The 21,262-nt window shown below is 45.3% G+C and carries 6 protein-coding genes; all 6 read right to left on the reverse strand.

The features are described from left to right. Nucleotides 1-137 precede the first annotated feature (137 nt). The 6 genes from QZW82_RS20300 to QZW82_RS20325 all read right to left on the reverse strand — a co-directional run bounded on the left by QZW82_RS20300 (nucleotide 138) and on the right by QZW82_RS20325 (nucleotide 21,201). Nucleotides 138-5,192, reverse strand: a complete 5,055-nt coding sequence (locus QZW82_RS20300; RefSeq protein WP_293151851.1) for a DUF4347 domain-containing protein — start codon at nucleotides 5,190-5,192, stop codon at nucleotides 138-140. A 361-nt stretch (nucleotides 5,193-5,553) separates the two neighbouring features. Further along, entirely contained in the window at nucleotides 5,554-6,627 is a 1,074-nt protein-coding gene (locus QZW82_RS20305; RefSeq protein ID WP_293151854.1) for a hypothetical protein, read from the reverse strand. A gap of 285 nt (nucleotides 6,628-6,912) precedes the next feature. Continuing rightward, nucleotides 6,913-15,672 carry an FG-GAP-like repeat-containing protein gene (locus QZW82_RS20310; RefSeq protein ID WP_293151857.1) on the reverse strand — a complete coding sequence of 2,920 codons (8,760 nt, stop codon included), beginning with the start codon at nucleotides 15,670-15,672 and terminating at the stop codon, nucleotides 6,913-6,915. Nucleotides 15,673-16,104: 432 nt separating this feature from the next. Beyond that, the gene (locus QZW82_RS20315) at nucleotides 16,105-16,983 is read right to left on the reverse strand and encodes an inositol monophosphatase family protein (protein WP_293151860.1); all 879 of its coding nucleotides are present in this window, start codon (nucleotides 16,981-16,983) and stop codon (nucleotides 16,105-16,107) included. A gap of 282 nt (nucleotides 16,984-17,265) precedes the next feature. Further along, complete coding sequence (locus QZW82_RS20320) at nucleotides 17,266-17,928, reverse strand: type IV pilin-like G/H family protein (protein ID WP_293151863.1); 663 nt, start codon at nucleotides 17,926-17,928, stop codon at nucleotides 17,266-17,268. A 45-nt stretch (nucleotides 17,929-17,973) separates the two neighbouring features. Further along, nucleotides 17,974-21,201, reverse strand: coding sequence for a pentapeptide repeat-containing protein (locus QZW82_RS20325; RefSeq protein WP_293151866.1), 3,228 nt, complete (start codon nucleotides 21,199-21,201; stop codon nucleotides 17,974-17,976). Nucleotides 21,202-21,262 lie beyond the last annotated feature (61 nt).

The following is a 21,262-nucleotide window of genomic DNA, read 5'->3' on the forward strand; positions in this document are numbered from 1 at the left end:
AAGGTTCGTAGTGCGGACTTCAGTCCGCTTTCTGGCTGCGGACTGAAGTCCGCACTACGAACCTTACTTATTTCGGTCAATCGATCGGGTTATCAAGGGCGATCGCACTCAGCCGCCGATCGCACATTAAATGCTAACTACAGCAAAGTGAAATCGGCAGCATTAATCGCAGTGGAAGATACTCCAATTAAAGAAGCAAAAACTTGTCCGGTGGCGGCAAAACTAATCTGAGTTATCCCATTACTTTGAGTAATTGCCAATCGCGAAAAAGTCAGCCCGTTACCGAGAATCAGCAAATCTTTACCATCCTCAAAATCGCCAATGGTATCGATGCCGGAATCAACAGATAGTAAAAAGCGATCGATTCCCAGACCCCCAATCAAACTATCATTGCCCAAATCACCCGATAAAACATCATCACCTTCACAGCCAATCAAAGTATCATCATCTTCACCCCCATAAATGCGATCGTTTCCTTCGCCTCCATCTATCAAGTCATTATTGCGATCGCCCCTCAAATAATCATCACCTTGACCGCCGCACAAGGTATCGTCTCCTAAATCTCCTAAGAGGCTATCATTGCCTTGACTGCCCACGATTAAATCGTTATCTTTGCCGCCAAACAAAGAATCATTGCCTTTACCGCCATCAATCCAGTCATCACTCTGATTCCCGTTAATAAAATCATCATCTTCTCGCCCATTAATAGAATCACGACCGCGATTGCCAAACACGATATCTTGTCCTTCACATCCTAAGATAATATCGTTGTTTTTTCCTCCAAATAGTAAATCATCTCCCTCGTTGCCAACAATAAAATCATTCCCTTCATTGCCGTTAACCGAGTCATTGTCATTGCCACAAAAAAGATTGTCATTGCCTTCTTTGGCATCGAAAAGATTGGGAATTGTACTGCCGTAGAAATCATCATTTTGTAGACTGCCAAGCTGATTTATGTTGCTACCGTTGCCGTACAGAGTATCATCAACTTGATTGGGTTGATTGAGATCCGGAGACACAATTGTCCGGCAAATACAATCGGTGTCTGGGGTTTGAGGTGCATCAGTTGGCGCGGGGGGAGGAATTACGATCGCAGGTGTTGGCGTTGGCGTTGGCGTTACTTCCGACGCAGGTGTTGGAGTTGGACTTGGAGTTGGTGTCGGCGTTGGAGTTGGAGTCCTAGTCCGAGTTATTATTGGGGTTGGTGTTGTGTCGTTATCAGTAATCGCCACTGTCACACCGGAAATAGCTATTTGATTATACTTAGTATCAACACTTGTGGCTGTATGACCGATCGCCCCTACATGATTTCCTTCAACAACCGCATCGTCTGTAGCCGTTACTGTAATTGGTTTCGCCACATTCCAGTTGGTAGCGTCAAAGGTAATCGGGGCGATCGCATTTATTTGAGTACCATTCGCGAAACTAACCGTCACCGGTGCCGTCGGCTGTGCAGTAAGTTTGACGCTGTACGTCCCACTAGCAGAGCCTTCCGTTGCAGTGATACTCGTCGGTGAAATAGTCACGCCGGCGGTATCGTTGTCAGCAATCGTGACAGTCACAGGAGAAATCGTCAAGTTATTATACTTAGTGTCGTTGCTGACCGACTTGTGAGCAATCGTACCGCTGTGGGTTCCTTCGGGGATGCTGTCATCGATCGCACTCACAGTCACATTTTGAGCAACATTCCAATTATTCGGTGTAAAAGTGACAGGTGCGATCGCATTAACTCGACTGCCCGCGTCCAAGTTAATCGTAACTGGTGCAGTAGGTGCAGCAGTGAGAACCAGGCTGTAAGTGTCTGTGGCACCGCCTTCGCCGATTTGGGTACTCCCGGCTGATTGAACAATAGAAACACCAGGGCGATCGTTATCAGCGATCGATGCAGTAACATTGGGAATTATCAAGTCATTGTAATTAGCATCGGTACTGGTACTTGTGTGAGTAATAGTGCCAGTGTGCGTCCCTTCCGAGAGATTGTCATCGATCGCGCTTACAGTCACATTTTGAGCAACATTCCAATTCTTCGATGTAAAAGTGACAGGTGCGATCGCATTTATTTGACTGCCGGGATTAAAGTTAATCGTCACTGGGGCAACAGGTTCAGAAGTGAGAACCAGACTGTAAGTATCTGTGGCACCGCCTTCGCCGATTTCCGTACTGCCGGCTGATTCGATAATAGAAACACCAGCGCGATCGTTATCGCCGATCGCTATAGTAACATCGCCAATTGTCAAGCTGTTATAATTGGCGTCGGCACTGCTAATAGCGTAAGTAATAGTGCCACTGAGTACGCCTTGCACTATATTGTCATCGATCGCACTAACAGATATCTTTTGAGGAACATTCCAATTATTGCGATCGAAAGTAATCGCCGCAACCGGATTAATGCGATCGCCCGCAGTTAAACTAATAGTAACGGGTGCAGTAGGTTGCGATGTTAGCCTAACTGCATAGCTTCCTGCTACGCCGCCTTCTGTAATACTTGTATTCCCATCCAGAGGTATGACGTTGATACCTGCTTTGTCATCATTTGCGATCGTAGTTGTAGCCGTTGCAGCAGTAATCGTAGGTGTTATACCCGGTGCAACAGGATTCGACAGCGCCACCGCAATAGTTTCATCGGATTCTACTACTGCGTCACCTAACACATCAAGAGTAATGGTTTTGGATGTTTCACCCGCTGCAAAGTCGATCGTGCCTGCGATACCCGTTGCCCCGGAAGTGCCGCCGATATTATTGTAGTCGGTTCCGTTAGTAGCAGTTCCGGCGATCGTATATTTGACGCTACTCGCCCCGCCAGTATCGCCGCTGCGAGTCGCGGTGAAAATTAGAGGTTTTGTGCCAGTATTCCCTTCGGGAATGCTAGGAATATCAGTCGCAATGGCATAAGAGATTTTACCGTTAGCTGGAATAGTTAGCGTGGTTTGAGCGATCGTACCTGCAAGCGCACCTGCAAGACTACCTGTCATTGTACCAAAGCTGAAAATTGCGGTTTCGGCGTTTTCAGCTATGTTGTCGGGTTTGATAGTAACTGCAACATTCTGCGTTAGATTAGTAGTATTGGCGGGGAAAGTAACAGTTGTAGGGGCAAAGGTGTAATCTGAATTTTGGGTAGCCGTGCTACTGGGATTGATGAGAATTGGTACAGTTACCGTAGTATTGGGAGAACTGCTAATAGTAACGGGAATATTGATTGTTATGTCTGTTATTGATTCAGTACCGCTATAAGTTGCTGCCCCGAAATTCACCTTAGGAGTTGCGTTGAGCAAAATCGAGGTGTTAAAAGAGTCAAAGTTCGCCGTAGCTAAATCGGGTAAGCCATCTTTGTTAAAATCGCCTGCAACAATACCTTGGGGATTGGTTCCCACACCAAAATTAATAACAGTGCCAAAAGTGCCGTTACCATTCCCTAACAGCAGGGAAACATCATCCGATCCATTATTTGCTGTGGCTATATCGAGTTTTCCATCGACATTAAAATCGCCAGCAGCAATAGCAAGAGGGTCTCTTGCGACACTATAGTTGGTCGCTGCACCAAAGCTGCCAGTGCCATTCCCTAATATAACTGATACATTATCTGAGCCTTGATTGCTAGTTGCCAAATCTGGATTTTGGTCTCCATTAAAATCGCCCAATACGATGTAATTTGGGTTATTGGCAACGGTAAAGTTAGTGGCAGCACCGAAAGACCCATTAGCATTTTGCAACAGGATGGATATGTTATTAGAACTAAGGTTAGCTGTGGCAAAATCTGACTTGTTATCCTTGTTAAAGTCACCAACAAGCACAAAATATGGATTTAATCCCACGCTCAAATTAGTAGCTGCGCTAAAACTGCCATTACCATTTCCCAGTAAGATAGAAATATTGTTAGAGCTTCGATTGGCTGTAACTAAGTCAGGATTGCCATCAGAATTAAAGTCTCCAGCAGCTACAGTATAAGGATTTGCCCCCACACCAAAGTAGGTAGCATTACCAAAAGTTCCATTACCATTCCCTAAAAGTAGAGAAACATTGTTAGTAAAATTATTGGCTGTAACTAGGTCAGAATTGCCGTCCTTGTTAAAGTCACCTACAGCGACAGACCAGGTAGCGAGATCGCTCGGCGGGTTGGTGTTAAGATTAGTGGCAGCGCCAAATGCGCCAGTACCATCTCCTAATGCGATCGAAACATTGCGATTAGATCCTGTGGTGGCAAAGACTAGGTCAAGGTTGCCATCTTTGTTAAAATCTCCAGTGGCAACTTTGCGGAGACTGTAGGTTATAGGAAAGTTAGTAGATGCGCCAAAACTATTCAAAACCTGTTCGTAATTCGCCAATACTTCGGTTTCAAACACCAACGACGTTTTAATCGATCCTGTGCTTGTTTCTAGTTTCCAGTCGCCACCTTTTGCTGCACTTCCGGTGAGGTTTTTGGAAGCAGCAACGTTTGTATTTGTGAGTTGGGAAATGCGTTGGATGAAGATGAGACCGTCTAGATCGATCGGGCGTTCATCAATAATGTCGCATTCATCAATAATGTCGCATTCATCAATAATGTCGCATTCATCAATAATGTCGCATTCATCAATAATGTCGGGGGGTTTAACCCCCGTCTCATAGCGAAAGTTCTCTGAAGATGACTGTAGATGGAATTGTTTATTGAGGTGATCTCCAGTCGGTTTCAACCGACTTTCGCTATGAGACAGAGAATTAATTCCCTGTCGGACTTTCGGGTAAGCGCGAGAAACTAATAAAGAGGACTGTATATTGAATTGTTCATTGAGGTTATCCCCAGTCGGTTTCAACCGACTTTCGCTTTGAGACAGGGAATTAATTCCCTGGCGGATTTGCGGGTAAGCGCGAGGCCCCGATGCAACATTGCAACCATAAATTAAAATATCCGTACTGCTTGTAAAAGCATTCCGCCACTGCTGCAATTGCTGGGAATATGTTTCTAAATTATCTAAGGAAAATCTGGTTTTACCGAATTGCAGACTTCCGGGACTGCCGTGGGAGATAATGTGGATGCTGTCAATATTCGCCCGAAGAGCTAAAATATCAGTAATTTGGGCGATCGCATCCTCGTTCCCATCTAACACCACAACTTCCGTACCCGGTGTTACCCCAGCCACTAAACTGTGATAATTTGGTACGCTTGTGTCGATAAAGGCGATCGACTTTACAACAGGAATATTTAAATTCGGCATGATACACCTATTGGGAAATTCAAATCCGACAACAATTTATCAGTTTCGATATATTTAGTCGCAACAATTAATTTTGATTGTTAAACACACAGCATCTGCGTAAAAACTTGCAGGTTAAATATCCGTTGTGGTAACAATAGCAGCTTTATTCGAGGAGTTCTGTAAACTTTTATTTAAAAATAGCTGAGAAATCAAAATTTCGCTAAAGACAATATTCAGGAAATGAATCCAAAATTACTGTACCACAAAAATTTGCGAATCAGACCAAACTATCATATTAATCAAGGTACGTAGTTGGGCTTTAGCCTCCTTTAAGCGTATATATGAAGAGGGCTAAAGCCCAACAACGTACCAATCTCTGTCAGGTCATGGAACGCAATTTGGCTATACTTAGAATCACGACTGCTAATCCTACGGCGGCGATCGCGTAATAAACATTAACATTAGCTACTAAGCTGTCATCATTGTCAATCGTAGTTGTGGCGATCGCAGTGGTAATATAAGAGCTAAAAGGTGCCACAGGATTTGACAGTGCAACCGCGATCGTTTCATTAGGTTCAAACTGTGTATCGCCCACCACATAAAGAGTCAGGCTTTTGGATACTTCACCCGCTGCAAAGTCGATCGTACCTGCGAGCTCTGTTGCGCGATCAGTTGCCCCAAGATTATTGTAATTGCTGCTGTTGGTCGCACTACCGCCGATCGCATAATCTACAGAACTTGCCCAGGATGTAGCGCCTTTGCGAGTGATGGTAAAAGTAACAGGAGTAGTGCCAGCATTGCCTTCTGCCATTGCCACAGCCTTAGGAGTAATAGAATAGTCGATCGGATCGAGAAGAATAGTTACCTTCCTCACTCCCGAACCCAAACGATCCGATCGCCCGCTAATCACCCTGTTAAAGCTAGCATAGATGCTGGAGTTGACTGAGCCCGTCGCATCAGCTTGACTGGCAGTAGCATACAAGTACGGCGAGTTCAAGCTATTTTGCAGTCCTTTGTGGTTGTTCCATGCCAGCTTTTGGTTGCTAATTTCTAAATCGATACGGGAACCCTTACTTACCAACTTAGGAACATTTCCCTGGATAATTTGAGCGCCCGGAGGTGTATTGTAGTCGTTACCAAAAACAGCCATATTCCCATTGGCAATCTGCATCTCAGCATCGTTGCTTTGAGTCCCACCATCCCCTCCATAGCCGTCATTCGATGCCGAATCACCAATATTTACCGTCCATCCTGATGATGTTTCACCATAGTCAACGATAAATTTAACAGTGGTGAAACCTTTAAAGTCTATCTTTACTAACGTTTCTAACCAACTGTCGCCGTTGGCATCACTCGGAGGTTGCACAAGAGTAATAAACTGGTTCTGCGTACCTGCGATCGCGCCTGTTTTTAAGTCAATTTCGCAAGGCACTGTCAGGTTTGATTTTACCATGATAGACCATATCGGAGTTGCAAATATCGAAAAAATAGGGGGTGCATCTCAGTTTGGCATTTGTATTGCGAACTCACGACAGATCGCACTGTAAAAAAAAATGCTTTTCGCGAAAATGAGATGCTCCAAAAAGTAGGTTTAATAGTATCGACAACAGGTGGATATGTGCACAAGCAAATATATCTGTAGGGGCGAAGCATGACCGGAGTAAGTATGAGATTATCACTAATAACTTATATGCGGTCATGCTTCGCCCTCTTCAAAAACCAGATGCACCCTCGATAACTATAGCAAACTGAAATCTGCGACACCAATCTGAGTGGAAGACACTCCAATTAAAGAAGCAAAAACTTGTCCGGTTGAGATTAAGCTAATCTGAGTTATTCGATTACTTTGAGTAATTGCCAATTGCGAGAAAGTCAGCCCGTTACCGAGAATCAGCAAATCTTTACCATCCTCAAAATCGGTAATAGTATCAATCCCAGAATTCGCAGCTAACAAGAATTTGTCCAATCCATTGCCTCCGGTTAAAGTGTCATTCCCCAATCCACCGTCAAGCAAATCATCTCCCATGTCTCCCAGCAGAATATCGTTGCCGTTACCGCCGTTCAAACTGTCAGCACCCCGGCCTCCATACAACGAATCATCTCCCTTGCCGCCGAAAAGAGTGTCATCCCCATTTAAGCCCGCAAGCCAATCGTTGCCATCCAAGCCGTTGATAATATCGTTATTTAGGCCAAACCAATCATTACCATTAGTAGCGTTGATAACATCGTTACCATTGGTACCGTTGATAATAGAATTATTGCTCCTACTCTTAAAATTGCCTCTAACACGTATAGATGTCGGAGTATCGCGGATCGTAAAGCTGCCTTCGGTAGCAAACGGCGAACCCGCCCAAGCAGTATCAATCGCTTGCACGCTCCAATAATATGTTCCCAGTTGCAAATCTTTTAACTGCCAATTAGTGTTTTGACTGGCATTGCCCAACCCGACAACTTCTCGGGTGCCGTTGTTTAAAGACATCGGGGCAAAAATCTCACTGCCTCCCGGCGTCGTACCGACTCGCAAATTGTAGTTTAAACCCTCAGCAGGAGTTTGAGCGTCGGTTGCTGGATTCCAATTGAAAGAAACTTGTCGGCTACTAACTTGCGATCGCAATCCTGTCGGCACAGTAGGAGGAGTATTCGCGTTAGGACTATTGTTGCGGTAAATATCGCGATCGAGCAACATATCCAACTTGCCGTCGGCATCGTAATCTCCCCAATTTGCGACATTGCTACCGACATTACCGGGCAAAACATTCGTATCTTCAGCAAAGCCGCTGCCCGTATTGCGGAAAACTCGATTTCCCCGGTTAGTAGCTGCCAGCAAAATATCTAATTTGCCATCATTATCATAGTCTCCCCAATCTGCAAACTTGCTTCCAGGAAATACCGCATTCGTATCTTCGCTAAAGCCATTACCAGTATTGCGAAATATCTTGGTTATTAAGCCCGCATCGGTGCTACCGGCCAGCAAGATATCCAACCTGCCATCATTGTTGTAATCTCCCCAAGCAGCCGAACCCTCAGAAACACCGGGCCAGGAAAAAGCTTCGATAAAGCCGCTGCCGGTATTGCGAAATACCTTAGCTATTTTGCCGGTACTGCTAGTACCAATTAACAAAATATCCTGTTTGCCATCTTTGTCGTAATCTCCCCAAGCAGCCATACCGTTCTTAACGCCCGGAAGTTGAATATTGAAATCGGGAGTCAAAGTACCGTTGCTATTGCGATAGATGACGCTGGCATTCGTGAGAGACAACCCTGTATTATTCGGATTACGGAAACTCTGTTCGGTAGCATTCAGGAGGTCGAGTTTGCCATCGTTGTTGTAGTCTCCCCAGGATTGGGAACTACCTTGGGGACTTGTATTTAAACCTGTGAATGGATTTTGGGTGCCGCCACCGTAGATTTGGACTGAACTAGGTACTGGAAATCTGCCGAATGGAACTGTCTGCAAAGCAAAATTCAGTTTGCCATCATTGTTGTAATCTCCCCAAGCTGCGGTAGCACCTAAAGTCAATCTCCGAATACTGCTTTCAGCGGTAAAAGTGCTACCAGTATTGAGGTAAGGCCAAGAACCCGTGGCACCATCGCTGCCAGTATTGCCACCGAAGCCGCCTAGAATTTGCGGTACACCAGCAGCGATAAAATCGAGTTTGCCATCACCGTTATAGTCTCCCCAATCGCTAATTGTTTTGCCGCTGAAATAACTCGATATTTCTGTAACAATCTTGCTGAAAGTGTAATTGCGTTCCAAGTTTGTGACGCTGACATCTTCAGGATCGATACCTGAATAACTAACGAAATTGTCACCCGGAGTGCGAACATAATTGCTAACAGCCGGATCGAGGATAATTTTGTAAGGAGTATCGCCATCAATTCGGCTATCGTTAACTCCGGTAACAGTAACAGTTTGAGCGATATTCCAATTATCGGAAGTGAACAGCAAGCTTGATGTCGAAACAGTTCCTTCAGCAGGATTGTCGCTTCTGACAGGTATTACTACATTCGCTCTAGGCTGAGTTGTGAGTAAAACACTAAATGTAGCCTGGCCACCTGCTTCTGTTGTTGTCAAACCATTTTTCGGCTCGACTAAAATAGCTGGGCTTTTGCTTCCAAGATAGCGAAATAGATTTGTGATGCTAACATCAGCAGCATTGAGACCGGAATATTTTGGGTCGGTGCTGACGGCAGGAGCAGTAACGATCGTGTAAGGTCGATGTGCTATTAGTGTCGGATTGTTGCCCCCTCCCGTTACCGTTACTTCTTGAGGTATGTTCCAGTTTTGTGGGGTAAAGGTAACTGTGGAAGTCGAGAGACTTCCTTCCCCTGGATTTGCGCTCAAATCGATCGCAACATTAGCCGTTGGCGGGCTGTTAAGTTCGATGCTAAATTTAGCTTTGCCGCCTGTTAGCGTAGTAGCTAATCCATTGGTAGGTGTGACAGTAATTCCGGGAGTATCGCTAATCGTAAAACTGCCTCCTTCAGCAAACGGCGAACCCACCCAAGCAGTATCAATTGCCTGTACGCTCCAGTAATATGTCTTATCTGGAGACAAGTCTTTGAGTTGCCACTGGGTGTTTTGACTGACATTTCCTAGCCCTACAACTTGCCGAGTTCCATTCGCAAGAGACATCGGGGAAAGAATATCTTGACCCCCCGGTGTCGTGCCAACTCGCAGGTTGTAAGTCAAACCATCAGCAGGAGTTTGAGTGTCGGTTGCTTTGTTCCATTTAAACGTAGCTTTTCGCCCGGAAGGTAAAACGGATAGCCCTGTGGGTGCAGTCGGTGGAGTGTTCGCATTAGCTGTATTGCTGCGGTACACTTGTTTGCCGAGCAAAATGTCAAGTTTGCCGTCATTGTTAGAGTCTCCCCAAGCTGCCGCACCGGTGTCATTGAGTCCGGCATTTGTTTCTTCGGTAAAGCCGTTGCCAGTGTTGCGGTACACTTTGCCATCAACCAAGACATCGAATTTACCGTCATTGTCGTAGTCTCCCCAAGCTGCCAAACTGCCACCGGGCAATGCAGCAGTCGTATCGTCGCTAAATCCGCTGCCAGTATTGCGAAATACCTTGGTTATCAAGCCGGTATCGGTGTTACCTGCTAGCAAGATATCCAATTTGCCATCATTGTTGTAGTCTCCCCATGCAGCCGAACCGTCAGAAACACCGGGCAAGGAAAAAGCTTCAATAAAGCCGCTGCCGGTATTGTGAAATACCTTAGCTATTTTGCCGGTACTGCTACTGCCAATTAGCAAAATATCCTGTTTGCCATCTTTGTCGTAGTCTCCCCAAGCAGCAGCACCATTGGAGACAGCGGGCAAATTATTGCTGGTATTGATATCTGGTACGTGGCCGGTGCCAGTATTGCGGTACAGCAGGCTGCCAAGTTGAGATGCCCCAGATTGAGGATTGAAAGCAATTTTTCGGATGTTCGCATCCAGGATATCTAGTTTGCCATCGTTGTTGTAATCTCCCCAACTAATAGAACCTGACGGGCGAGGAGAACCAAAATCTTCATTGAGGCCGAGAGCGTAGTTCGTCCAAGATGTGCCGGTATTTTTGTAGACTGAGATTGCGTAGGAGGGCATAGAATTGCTGCCGCTGCCCCGTCCGCGTGGATTGTTCAAATTGTTGGCGGCGAACTCTAGGCGACCATCATTGTCAGCATCTCCCCAACCAGAATATGAAGTTAAAGTAATGGGAAAAGTGCGATCCCAAGTCAGGGTACTGTCTGCGTTGCGATACAGCCAAGTACCGTCGGTGCGTATCTGTCCCGTCACCTTCGGACGATTTCCTGATGCTAAAACATCAAGTTTGCCATCGTTGTTGTAGTCTCCCCAAATTCCGTTGGCTTGCCCGAGTCCCTGGGATAATTCTGTGGGGAATTTCACAAACAGCGGGGCTGGAGTTTCATTGTCAGTGTTGGTTGCGGTTAGGTTGTTGGGAGAGAGAAACTTGTAGTTCAAATCATCGGTTGCCGCAGGATCGAATTTGATTGTATAAGTGCGATCGCCGTCTTTGATGGTATCGTCTACTCCGGTAACGGTGACGGTTTGGGCTGTGTTCCAATTGTCGGGAGTAAATGTCACTTCCGATCGAGAGATTTTGCCCTCGGCTGGGTTGTCAACGCTAATGGGAATTGTAACAGTCGATCGCGGTTGAATTGTGAGAAAAACGCTGAAATTAGCAGTGCCTCCTGCCTCGGTTGTAGTTAGCCCGCTGGTGGGATAAGCCACAATTTGCGGGCGTAAACCAAGCCGAATGATTGAGAGATTGGTAAGGCTGACATCTGCTGCATCGAGGCCTGAGTAACTAGAATCTCTACTTTGGGCGGGTTCGGTGAAGATACCGTAAGGTATGTTGCTGTATTGGTTTTCTATTGGGCCGGGTGTACCTCTTACGATGACAGTTTGAGGTTGATTCCAGTTATCGGGAGAGAAAGTCAGCCTCTGGGTGGAAAGTGTTCCTAGGTTCGGGTTAGCCGTCAAGCCAATGCTAACCCCATCACGCGGTTGAGTATTTAGTTTGACGCTAAAAGTTGATTCACCGCCTAGTGTTGTGGTGGTTAATCCGCTGGTGGGGCTGACAGTGATGCCAGGAGTCGGAGTCGGTGTTGGAGTCGGAGTCGGCGTCGTAGTCGGAGTTGGCGTCGTAGTCGGAGTTGGCGTCGTAGTCGGAGTTGGCGTCGTAGTCGGAGTCGTAGTCGGAGTTGGCGTCGGTGTTGGAGTCGGAGTCGGCGTCGTAGTCGGAGTTGGCGTCGGAGTCGGCGTCGTAGTCGGAGTCGGAGTCGGCGTTGTAGTCGGAGTTGGCGTCGGAGTCGGCGTCGGAGTTGGCGTCGGAGTCGGCGTCGGAGTTGGCGTCGGAGTTGGAGTTGGCGTCGGAGTCGGAGTCGGAGTTGGAGTTGGCGTCGGAGTCGGTGTTGGAGTCGGAGTCGGCGTCGGAGTTGGAGTTGGAGTTGGAGTCGGTGTCGGTGTTGGTGTTGGCTCTGGTGTAGGTGTTGGCGTCGGTGCTACATCGTTATCAGCGATCGCCACAACCACCCCAGCAACAGCAATCCCGTTATACTTAACATCGGCACTGGTAACATTGTGAGTGATATTCCCGCTGTGTGCACCTTCCACAACGGCATCATCAACAGCGATCGCAGTCACTGGTTGAGCGATATTCCAAGTGTTGGGAGTAAAAGTGATAGGGGCGATCGGCTCAATCTGACTACCTGTTGTGAGAGTGAGAGTTACAGGGGCGATCGGCTGCGATTTCAGCACCACATTGTACGTACCGTTTGCACCGCCTTCTGTAGCTTTAGTTTCAGCAACACTAATAGAAACACCAGCCGTATCATTGTCCTTATTAGTAATGCTAACTTCCGAACCCTTTCGGTTGTTATAATTCGGATCTGCACTAACAGCAGCCGCCGTGATAACTTTGTATTCAATATCGCCATCAGCAATATTGTCATCAACCCCAGTTACTGTTACCGATTGCGTTATATTCCAGTTAGCGGGAGTGAAAGTTAAACTATTAGTCGAAACAGTTCCTTCAGAAATATTAGAACTGTTCAAACCAATAGTCACATTAGCAGTTGGTTGAGTATTCAGAACCACAGCAAAGTTAGCCTTACTGCCATCTTCGCCCGTAGTCAATCCCGCCGTCGGATTCACCGTAATTCCCGGAGTTTCATTGTCACTGTTGGTGACGGTGACATCATCAGGCTTGAGGTTATTGTAATTAGTATCAGTGCTGATAGCAGGCGCCGCAATCACTTTGTAAACTACATTTCCATCAGCCACTAAATCGTCAACGCCAGTCACTGTGACTGTTTTCGGTTGATTGTAGTCAGCATTCGTGAAAGTTATGCTCGCCGGAGAAACAGTTCCTTCGGCAACATTGGAACTACTAAAACCAAAAGTAACGTTAGCACTCGGTTGAGAATTGAGTTTGACTGTGAAAGTAGCTTTGCCGCCTGCTTCTGTTGTCGTTAATCCGGTAATTGGGTTGACAGTAACACCAACTTTATCGTCATTAGTAATCGTTGTGGTGGCGGTAGCAGTGGTAATTGTCGGTGTTACGCCCGGGCTTGCGGGATTTGAGAGGGTGACGGTAATTGTTTCGTCGGCTTCAACGATGGTGTCGCCTAATACATTCAGAGTAATAGTTTTCGATGTTTCACCTGCTGTAAAATTAATCGTGCCTGCGATACTCGTTGCCCCAGAAGTGCCACCGATATTGTTGTAATCGCTGACGTTGGTAGCAGTTCCGGCGATCGCATAATTGACGCTACTTGGCCCGCCAGTGTTACCGCTGCGAGTCACAGTAAAAGTCAGAGGTTTTGTGCCGCTATCGCCTTCGGGAATGCTCGCAATACCCGCAGCAACCGCATAGGAAACAGTACCGTTAGCTGCAATAGTTAGTGTGGTTTGTTTGGTTGCACCTGCAAGGCCTCCGGTAATTGTGCCAAAGTTGAGAATTGCGGTTTCCGCGTTTTCAGCGATGTTGTCGGGTTTGATAGTAACTGCCACATTTTTGGTGAGTGCCGCACCTGTTGCCCCTGCGGGGAATGTAATCGATGTCGGGGCAATAGTGTAGTCTGAATTTTCTGTTGCTGTGCTGCTGGGGTTAATTGCAATTGGTACGACTACATCATTCAAGGGAGTGCCACCGCTGAGGGTGACGGGGATATTAACTACTGTGTCTGTTGTGCCTTCTGTACCGCTGTAGGCTGCCGCCCCAAAATTGACTGTGTTTGGTGTGTTTAGTAGGATTGAAACATTGCTAGAACCTCCATTTGTTATTACTGCCAAGTCGGGTAGGGAATCGTTGTTAAAATCGTTTACTGTTACCCTCCCAAGACTTGTCCCCGTCACTTCAAAGTCGATCGGCGAACTAAATCCTCCAGCGCCATTTCCCAGTAAAATTGATAGGTTAGTAGCGCCAGAGTTCGATACGGCTAAATCGAGTTTGCCGTCGCCGTTTAAATCTGCCGCTGTGACGGAATTGGACTTTGTTCCGGCTGGGAAATTAGTGGCGGTACTAAAACCTCCAGTACCATTCCCTAAGAGAATTGAGACGTTGTTAGAACCGTTGTTGGCTGTTGCTATGTCGAATTTGCCATCTACGTTAAAGTCCGCCACAATAACGGAATTGGGATTTTGCCCCGTACTAAAGTTAGTGGCTGCACTAAAACCGCCAGTGCCATTTCCTAAGAGAATTGAGACATTATTAGAAAGACTGTTCCCCACTGCTAAGTCGGGAAAGTTATCAGCATTAAAGTTTCCCACAGCAACTGAAGCGGGAATTGCTCCGACACCAAAGCTGGTGGCAGGGCCAAAGCTACCAGTGCCATTCCCCAACAAAATTGAGACACTACCACCACCTTGAGGGTTGCCATTTACCACAGCTAAATCGGGGAAGGTGTCGGCATTAAAGTTACCAATAGCAATAGATAGGGGAGTGTTCCCTACATTTGAGTTTATGGGCGCACCAAAGCCACCAGTACCGTTTCCCTGCCTAATTGAGACAGTGCCAGAAAAGACTGGATTTGCTGTTGCTAAGTCTAATATTGTGTCGGCGTTAAAGTTGCCAAGTCTTGACGGGCCTCCGCTAAAGCTGATGGGCTGTTTAAAGCTACCATTTCCATCGGCTAAGAAAACTCCGCCGCCTATTACTAAGTCGAAGATACCGTCGCCGTTGTAGTCTACTGAAGGAACGAAGGCATCTGATCCCATTGGAAAATTAGTCGCATTACCAAAACTGGATAGGACATGATTGTAATTTGCGATCGCATCTTCCCGAAATACCAGGGGTGTTTGAATTTCTCCTGTTTGTGTTTCCAGTTCCCAGTCTCCACCTTTTGCTACACTTCCCGTGAGGTTTTGGGATGCAGCAACATTGGTATTTGTAAGTTGGGCAATTCGTTTGATGAAGGCGAAACCGTCAAGTTCGCGATCGATTTTATTATCACTCGCCCGTTCACTATCTATCGCATATTCCTGCGATACGCCGGGGGTTGACACCCCCGTTAGAGCGCGAAAGTCCTCGCTCAGGGACTGTTGATTAAATCGTTTATTAAGGTTTTCCCCAGTCGGTTTCAACCGACTTTCGCTATGAGACAGGGAATTAATTCCCTGTCGGACTTTCGGGTAAGCCCGAGGCCCCGATGCCACATTACAACCATAAATTAAAATCTCCGCACTGCTTGTAAAAGCACTCCGCCACTGCTGCAATTGCTGAGAATAAGCTGACAAATTATCTGCACTCAAACAGCCATTTCCCACTTGCAAGCTACCCGGAGCACCGTGAGAAACGATGTGAATGCTGTCTATATTGGTACGAAGAGCTAAGATTTGAGTAATTTGTGCGATCGCATCCCCGTTCCCATCTAACACCACAACTTCCGTACCCGGTGTTACCCCAGCCACCAAACTTTGATAATCTGCTACTTGACTGTCGATAAAGGCGATCGACTTTACTGAAACTGGAGCATTTAAATTCGACATAATACACCTCAATGGGGTAAAAAAAAGACAATAACTCCCCAATTTCGTGACTGGCGTCCGAAACTATATATCAATTTTGATTTACACAGACACAGCAGTTCTGCGTAAAAATTCGGTTATTTCTGATCTGTTGTAGCTACAATAACAGTTTTTTTGGCAGAGCTATATAAAGTTTTCTTTAAAAAGAGCTTGTTAATTAAAGTACCGATAAAGAGCAAAAAATACTTAAGTACAATTACTGCGATGAATGCAAGCAGCATATACCACAAACATTTTTAAAATGTAAGTGCATTGTACTGAGAACTCAAACATGACAATTAATACATAATTCAGCTTATAATGTTAGGTGCAATAAAAAAAACAGGTTCGTAGTGAGGACTTCAGTCCGCATCCATTCCCAGAACTCGCATTCCTCACTACCAACCAACCTGATTACCGCAAACCCGAATCAATCTCCGCCAAAATCCCCTCAGCATCCCTGCACAAAGCATCGTGACAGCAACCGTTACTCGCCAACAACCCCCCCCACTGACTGACATCTCCCCGGTTATACTCCAAAGCAGAACCATCAAAACGAGTAAATCGCCCGCCCGCTTCCGTCAAAATCAATTCCGGCGCCGCCAAATCCCAATCTTTCGGCGCCGACTTCCCGGAAAGGGCAATATAAACATCAGCTTTTTGTTCCACAATCGTCGCAATCTTGCAGCCGATGCTACCCACAGCCAGTTGATTTTGGCAGGGAAATTTGTGCAATAGTCGATTTAGGCGATCGTCCCTATGACTGCGACTGGTTACTATAGATAAATCTGCCACTATATTGCGCGCAGAAACCTGCAACTTCACCGCAGAACCCCCGCGACTTTCCCCAAAAGCACCAGCATCGCGGATGCCATAATAAATCTTTTGCTTTTCTGGCCAAGCCACAACCGCTAATATCGGTTTTCCCTCAAAAGCTAAAGCAATATGAACGGCAAATTCACCAGTCTTGTCAATAAAATCGCGCGTTCCATCCAAAGAGTCAATAATCCAAACCCAAGATTGAGGTAAAGGAACTTTGCCACAACTTTCTAAATAAGATTTGTAAGTTTCTTCGCTGAGGTAGCCAAATTCTGCATTCCCTAAAACCGACTGCAATTCATCGAGAATATAAGAATTGACAGCGACATCAGCGGCGGTAACTGGGCCGTCTTTTTGTTCTTGAATGTCCAGGTTGGGAGTATTGGCATCAGGGCGATAATAGGATTGTAAAATATCTGTGGCACCCCAAGCGGCGGCCTGGGCAATTTCGCTTAATTGTTCGAGATTTTTCATGTTTGATTGATTTAAGTAGGGTGCCTCAGATTAGAACTCTTGCAAAAGTCAAATTTACCCCCCGCAAGTCCCCCCTCCCGGGGGGGGAAACAAGAATAATCTTACCCCCTCCCCTTACCAAGGGGAGGGTTGGGGTGGGGTGCTTTGTATTTTTGCAAGAGCTCTATTGCATCTACTTGATGATAATCGAAAAAACCCCGACTGACGAACCCTACGACTTAGTCTAAACTCCAGTTATATTTGGGTACTAGGTAACAAAAACTACATTTACTAAATGTAGCACTATTTTATGAAACTAGGATAAGGACAATAAATCTCAGGAGTGGCTAGAAATTGTGTCACCATCTGTACTTGTTTAAGCACCGGGGAAGCCAAACTCAAATCAACAGCAACCGGGCCGCACGGAACTACGATATTATTTTCGTAGGCGTAGATAATTCCAAAATAAGATCGCACACCTAAATTTTTAGACACAGCTACTTGAGCTGCAATTGGATAGCCATTGTGAGTCGCAACTTTGATACCATACAAATAATTCTTGCTTTCTTGCACAGAAAAGCCAAAACCTTTCAAAATAGCAGCAGCAGAAGTTGCCGTTGGATCTTGGGAAAATGAAAGCGATCCGAAAGAGTTGGTAAATCCCGTTGTTTCGTAATATTGCGCGGTTTGGTGTTTGTTCAAATAGCTAATATATTGTGTGGCTTCACTTTCTTTAGCTTTGTTGATTAACCTGAAGAAGGTAGGGAGAGCGATCGCAGATAAAATCCCAATAATAAAAATGACAACCAGCAACTCAATTAAAGTGAACCCGCTGGCAGAAATATCGCGCGGGCAATTTCCCGGGAGAGAGCGACGCTTCCCAACATTTTTTACGCCCCCCAACCCCCCCTTACTAAGGGGAATACTGTACTTCATAAACCTGGAATCTGCTAGATAATTAACCACAACCAACATCCCCCTGTTTTCAGGCAACTAAAATCACCATACAACTCAATTAGTAGAATCTGAAAGTCTTTCCCAATTTTGGGGAATTTCTGCTAAATTCTGCCATATCGCAGGCAGCCAACTCGCATAGGGACAGCCTTCAATATTTTGCAAATGATTTCGTGCTTGCCGCAACGACACGTATAAAGAATTACCACTAGCATAATACCTCAAAAAGGATTTTAAAAACTCTTGGGCGGCGCGATCTGGCACGGGTTCGCGCATCACGATCATTTGAGGTAAATACAAATCAGCTAGCTGTCTCGCAAGTCCCAAACCGTCGCAAGAGTTGAATATTGCTAGTTGCAAATTGCGGGATATCGCCCCCGAAAAAACCTCTTTTAACTCTTCAATTGTCAGTTGTTCTTGCGAATTGATATGAATAAAACCCTTGCTGCTATCAGCTTCGCTGTAGCTGTGCCCCGAAAAACAAAGAATGTCCCAACCTCGTGCATCTCCAAGATAGCGATCGAACTCTTCCCTACTTGGCTGTTCCAAAAAGTCCACCTGAGCTGGTAAACTTTTCAAAGTTTCCTTATCTGCATTCAGATCGAGCCCCGTACTGTCCCCAAAAATAGCTAAAATTCTCAACTGAGTGCGATCGCGATTTTTGACAATTCTGTCATTATTCGGCCCGCTAAAAGCAATTTCAGCTTTCTGATAATCTGCCAAAAAATTCCAGCAATTCCACGGCAATCTCCACAAAAAGTCATCTTCTGTTTGGATCGCGATTCGCACTTCGTCTTTCGGATCGAAATTCTGACGCAGTATAAGCTCGATCTCGTGAAATGATGCGGATTTCAGCCAAGTATTTAAGCTACTCTCTAACTGTTCGGCTGAGGTTTTTAAGTCTTTTACAGAAAAATTTGTAGTTTGATTTTTGTTAATTTTAATTCGGTAAAAATTTGGGGTATCGGTTTCGGAAGACAGCGGACGATAGGTAAAAAAAGCGGGTATTAGTTTGTAGTATTTGCGAGTATAATTTACTAAGCTTTGCCACTGTATTGCATTAAGCTTGAATCTGGTGTGATGCGATTTATTTGCGAGGGGGCAATACTCTTTTACCCCCCCTAACCCCCCCTTGCTAAGGGGGGGGACAAGAGTATTGCTGCATTCTTTTTTTAAATTGGTATGACTGTGCACTTCTGCCATGCTGGGAGAAGTATCAATATCTTGTTTAGCATGGGAATATCCCCTGTTTGTTTGAGAAGTAACTCTAGATTTATACTGTGTTTGCCACTGGCGGTAAAGAGCTAAAATTTCTTTGGGTGGCGGCAACTGTTTCTTAAAGTTGATAGGTAAATAATATCCGTCATCCGACCAAATATTAACTCTAACTGTTAAATATCGATCTTCCGGGGCTTTTTCTATAGTGATAACAACAAGTCGATCGGGTTTTTTAGCCGTTAGTTGTTGGATGAGTGCTAGGTTGTTAATTTGTTCCTGTTTGATGCGTTCGATTTGCAGGGATTGACTGTTTAAATCTGCTTGATATCTGGCATCTAAAGCTGCTAATTTTTCATCATAAGCTTGCTTGAAATCCTGATGAATTCTAGCTTTATCGGCAGTTGCGGGAACGCTAACTTTGACGACAACTACGCCATCGCCTTTATTTTCTATTGCTTGAATTTGCAATGGGGTGCCTTCATTTTGCACTTGCACCTGTCTGAAAGATTCATTGAAAGCTGTGGCATCGAGGCCTCGACGAAATATTAAGTCAACTGTATTTGTTACTTCTTGAAAAAAATTAGTAAATTCACCCGGTGCAAATTCTCCGTTGTGGGGGCGGCGTTCTCGATCGTCCGTTTCAGGTTTGGCATCTTCTAACAAGTAAATCCACCGACTGTCTGCCCATTCTAAGTTTGTGGTACTGTCAATATTCCAGCTTCCCAAACCGCAAACTCCTGTCATTTGAGCGTTACTAAAATCGGCACTAATCGCTTGAACTTGAGTTAAATTTGCTTGTTCTAAATTAGCAGCTTGGAAGGTAGCGTCGGTGAGATCGGCATTTCTGAGATTGATACCAAAAAGGTCGGCATCGCTTAAATTTGCTCCCCTAAGATTGGCTTGTTCGTAGGATTTTTCTCTACCGTTTCTGCTGACTAATAAGTCTCGAACTGCTGGGTTGTTTAAGATGGTTTCGCCCGGTATTGCCCAGTCAAGCATCAAGCTTTTGTGCCACAGGGTGCGGGTGATATTGCTTTGCGTGAAATCGGTGTTTTTCAGGGTAGCGTGACTGAAATTGGCGTTAGTTAAATTGGCACGGCGAAAACTGGTGCCGCCGACTCCTGCAATAACAACTGCTAATTGGCGAATTAAGGCGTATTTATCGTCTTCTGCTAACACTCTGCTAGCGACATAAATTCCCAATCCAACCCAGGCTAAAGCTAAAATGACAGCCGCAGCGATGATGGCAATAACTAAAGGCGGATCTGCAAAAGGTTCGGCACACCGATTGAAAAAATCACTGCATTGATTGTTTATATTGTCAACCATTCCTGCTTTAATTAAAAGCTTCACTTTTAAATATCTAGTTGCATTTATAATAGTAAAAAATGTAGCAATCCCGCCTGCAGCTACTGCCTCAAATATAACTAAACGTGCCAATTTTTTTTCTCCCACTACCGCAGCTAAAGCAATAGCTAAAGACAAAGCTATTACTACAGTCATGCTTCCAAACGCGATCGTAATTAAATTCACAATTAAAGATGGGATAGAATTGTTAATTTCACCATTAAAAGCCGCAATTACCCAACCAAGTCTAAAATTTCTCATCCAAGATAATATCGGGTGTTTGTCACTTGATATGCCGCCTAAAACACTAATTAAAGCTACCGATACAACAGCAGTAACAGTGAAATATCCCAAAGCTTTTTGGATGTCTTGACGAACGATCGCAACTGACAAATATGCCATTACTAAAAACAGGACGATCGCATTTGGAATAAAAATGGATTCCCGGTTATATTGAGGTATCAGAGAAGAGTCTATAATCTCCGGAGCAAATGTAGACGCAGCCCCCCCAATCCCTGACAAGGCTGCTGCAATTATTACTATTACCAATACTCGACGAGGTGCTAATCCTGCGGTGGCTTTGTTGAAGTTAGCACCCGCAAGATTTGCTCTTGTAAAATCTGCACCTCGAATATCTGCACCGGAAAAATCTGTATTGATGAGGTTTTGATTTTTGAACGATCGTCCTTGAAGATTTTGGCCTCTGAAGTCTTGCAGCATGATTTTTAGAGAACAGTTAATTAATAGTTCAATCGTTACGAATCTGGCAAAAGAAACCGGG

Origin of the sequence: Microcoleus sp. bin48.metabat.b7b8b9.023, assembly GCF_013299185.1 — a bacterium.
GTDB lineage: Bacteria > Cyanobacteriota > Cyanobacteriia > Cyanobacteriales > Microcoleaceae > Microcoleus.

What these genes read in the sequence shown, in the direction of transcription:
- QZW82_RS20300 (WP_293151851.1), bottom strand. Translation starts at nt 5,192, where the DNA reads ATGCCGAATTTAAATATTCCTGTTGTAAAGTCGATCGCCTTTATCGAC.
- QZW82_RS20305 (WP_293151854.1), bottom strand. Translation starts at nt 6,627, where the DNA reads ATGGTAAAATCAAACCTGACAGTGCCTTGCGAAATTGACTTAAAAACA.
- QZW82_RS20310 (WP_293151857.1), bottom strand. Translation starts at nt 15,672, where the DNA reads ATGTCGAATTTAAATGCTCCAGTTTCAGTAAAGTCGATCGCCTTTATC.
- QZW82_RS20315 (WP_293151860.1), bottom strand. Translation starts at nt 16,983, where the DNA reads ATGAAAAATCTCGAACAATTAAGCGAAATTGCCCAGGCCGCCGCTTGG.
- QZW82_RS20325 (WP_293151866.1), bottom strand. Translation starts at nt 21,201, where the DNA reads ATGCTGCAAGACTTCAGAGGCCAAAATCTTCAAGGACGATCGTTCAAA.